The 3,106-nt window shown below is 70.5% G+C and carries 4 protein-coding genes; all 4 read right to left on the reverse strand.

The features are described 5' to 3' along the window. Positions 1-407, reverse strand: a 407-nt coding sequence (locus AC1DZ6_RS22245; RefSeq protein ID WP_477099300.1) for a Mur ligase domain-containing protein, incomplete at its 3' end; no start/stop codon positions are given. Then, positions 404-2,158, reverse strand: coding sequence for a peptidoglycan D,D-transpeptidase FtsI family protein (locus tag AC1DZ6_RS22250; protein WP_477099301.1), 1,755 nt, complete (start codon positions 2,156-2,158; stop codon positions 404-406). The genes AC1DZ6_RS22250 and AC1DZ6_RS22245, both read right to left, overlap by 4 nt. Next, complete coding sequence (ftsL, locus tag AC1DZ6_RS22255; protein WP_477099302.1) at positions 2,155-2,601, reverse strand: cell division protein FtsL; 447 nt, start codon at positions 2,599-2,601, stop codon at positions 2,155-2,157. The genes AC1DZ6_RS22250 and ftsL overlap by 4 nt, the downstream gene beginning before the upstream one ends. Then, a partial coding sequence (locus tag AC1DZ6_RS22260) for a 16S rRNA (cytosine(1402)-N(4))-methyltransferase (RefSeq protein ID WP_477099303.1) occupies positions 2,598-3,106 on the reverse strand: 509 nt, incomplete at its 5' end. The genes ftsL and AC1DZ6_RS22260, both read right to left, overlap by 4 nt.

Below are 3,106 nucleotides of genomic sequence, written 5' to 3' on the forward strand. Positions count from 1 at the left end.
GCGACCACGACGCCGAGGGTGCCCATGCTGGCCGCCTTGCGGCCGAGGCGGGCGTAGATCTGGCGGGCGAAGCCGGCGACCGAGGTCTTGCCGTTGGTGCCCGTCACCGCGATGCAGGTTTCCGGCTGCACGCCCCAGAACTGGGCGGCGGCCAGGGCGTAGGCGCGGCGCAGGTCGCCGGCGTGGACAGCCGGAACCGGCAGGTCCTGGACATCGTCCGGGGCCAGGATGGCGGCGGCGCCCGAGGCGACCGCGCCGGCGATGAAGCTGCGGCCGTCGGCCTTGCTGCCTGGCAGGGCCGCGAACAGGAAGCCCTCACGCACCTTGCGGCTGTCGGCGGTGACCCCGGTGATCACGGGGTCGACCTCGCACGGCCGGTTCAGGATCTGCGAAAGGGTCTTGCTCAAAGTCCCGCCTCCGGAGCGGCTTGCGGCTGCTGGGCCACGGTGAAGATGTCGCTCTGCCGGCGGACGCCGAGGAACGGAGCGATGCGGTCGATAACACGGCCGGCGGCCGGCGCGGACACCCAGCCGCCGGTCGAGAAGCCGTGAGTCTTGGCGTTGCCCTTGGGCTCGTCCAGCAGCACCAGCACGAAGTAACGATCGGCCTCGAGCGAACCCTCGGTCGGGAACACCGCCGCGAACGACGAGACCTGGCGCTGGTGGTTATAGCCCTTGATGGCCGGATCGTATTTCTCGCCGGTGCCGGTCTTGCCGCCCACCGACAGGCCAGGGATGTTGGCCGACTTGCCGCTGCCGCCGGTGACGTTGGCGCGCATGATCCGCAGCATCTGCTGCGAAGTCTCTTCCGAGACCGCGCGCGGGCCTTCAGGACGCACGCCCTGCGCCATCTTGTGGATGGTCATCGGCTGCAGCGTGCCGCCGTTCAGCAGCGCGCCCATCGCTTGAGCGAGCGCCAAAGGCGAGACGTTGATGCCATGCCCGAACGAGGTCGAGGCCACCGCGTCGTCGTCCCACTTCTTCGGGGTCAGCGGACGGGCGGACTCCAGCAGCTCCACCTTGGCCGGCCGGGTCAGGCCCAGGGCGGTGAAGTATCGGCTCAGGCGCTCACCGCCGATCCGCTCGGCCAGGATCGCCGTGCCGATGTTGGACGACTCCTGGAACACCTCGACCAGGGTCAGGATCCGGCGGGTGGCGTGGAAGTCGTGGATCGTCCGGTAGCCCAGCTTGAAGGGCTCGCGGGCGTCGAAGGTGGAGGACGGCGTGGCCACGCCGGTGTCCAGGCCGATCGCCACGGTGAAGGCCTTGAAGGTCGAGCCCATCTCGTAGACCGAGGCCGCCGCGTGGTTCGTCATCTGCTCGGCCGACGCCTGGTCCAGCCGATTGGGATCATAGTCCGGAAAGCTGACCATGCCGAGGATCTCCCCGGTATGGACGTTGGTGACGATGCCGACCGCGTCCTTGGCCTGGAATTCGATGGCGGCCTTGCGGACCTCGTCCTCGAGCGCGGCCTGGATGCGCAGGTCGATCGACAGCGGCAGCGCGCCGTCCGGCCCCTTGGCCGAGGCCTCGCGCACCGACTTGTCCAGAGCCTTCTCGGCGCCCGACAGTCCCTTGCCGCCCTTGTCGACGAAGCCGATGAAGTGGGCGGCGCTGGACCCCAGCGGATAGACCCGGCGAGCCTGCTCCTCGAACTCGACGCCCGGCAGGCCCAGGTCGAAGACGGCGTCCTTCTCGGCCGGGGTCATGCCGCCGACCACGAAGCTGCGACGGTCCGAGAACACCGCCTGGGACAGGCGCTTGGCCGGCACGGCCGGCAGGGCCTTGGCCAGCGCCTTGCGCGTGGCCTTGGCGTCCCAGACGTCCTTGGGATTGATGTAGAGGGCGTAGTGGGTCAGGTCGACGGCCAGCAGCTGGCCGTTGCGATCGACCAGGTCGCCTCGCGCGCCGTCGGTCGAGGCCAGGTAGCCGTTGCCGCCCACCTTGGAGAACACCGCCGCCCAGGTCGCGCCCAGGGCCAGGACGGTGAAGGCCAGGCCGAAGATGGCCATGACGAAGAAGATTCGGATGCGGGTGTCGTCCTCGGGACGCGCGGCGGCGCGCGAGCGCTCGAAGGCGTGCTCGAGCCGCCAGACCCGCTCGATCAGCCAGCGCCAGGCCGCGGGCGCGCCGCCGGGGGCGAGATTGGACAGGCTCATCGCGGAGCCTCCCCGGAAGCCTGCTCGGGCGTCGGATAGTCGTCCGGCGTCGCCTCGGGCGCCTCGGCCGAGGCCGCCTGGCCGTTGACGGCGGCGGTCGGCGAGGCCGGGGCGTGGGCGGCCGGCGCATGGCGCGCCACGTCGATCAGGGCGTCCTCGGTCGTCTCGTGCTCGGGCTTGATCGGCGCCAGCTGCAGCTGCTGCGCCAGTTGTTCGATACGGCGCGGCTGCTCCAGATAGGCGACCTCGGCCTTGAGCAGGCGAACGCGCACCTTTTCGTCGGCGATCTGTTCCTCGACCGAGGCGATCTGGGCCCGCTCGCGACCGGCGAAGGTCTTGGCCATGTACACGCCCAGCACCAGGACCAGGAGGATGATCAGGCAGACCATCTCCACGACCCGAAAGCCCCGCACGCGACGGTCGAAGATGCTCGACAGGCTCACGTGGCGCTCCACACAGGAGCCGTGGTGCGCACCGCGGCGCGCAGCTTGGAGGAGCGGGCGCGCGGATTGACCGCCAGTTCGGCCTCGCCCGGGGCGATGGCCTTGGACGAGATGAGCTGGAAGCTGGGCGGCGCGCCGGCCTCGACCGGCGGCAGGTGACGCGACCCGCCGGGGGTGCGACCGGCCCGCTCGGCCAGGAAATTCTTGACGATGCGGTCTTCCAGCGAATGGAAGGCGACCACCGCCAGGCGGCCGCCCGGCTTGAGCACGCGCTCGGCGGCGATGAGGCCGGCTTCCAGCTCTTCCAGCTCGGCGTTGACCGCGATGCGCAGGCCCTGGAACGAGCGGGTGGCCGGATGGACCTTGGCGCCCTTGCGGCCGCCCAGGGCGCGCTCGATCACGTGGGCCAGATCCAGGGTGCGGGTGAACGGACGCTCGGCCCGACGCTTGACCAGAAAGCTGGCGATGCGGCGCGAGGCGTGCTCCTCGCCGTAGACATAGAGGA

The organism is Caulobacter sp. P1_B12_2 (assembly GCF_056406675.1).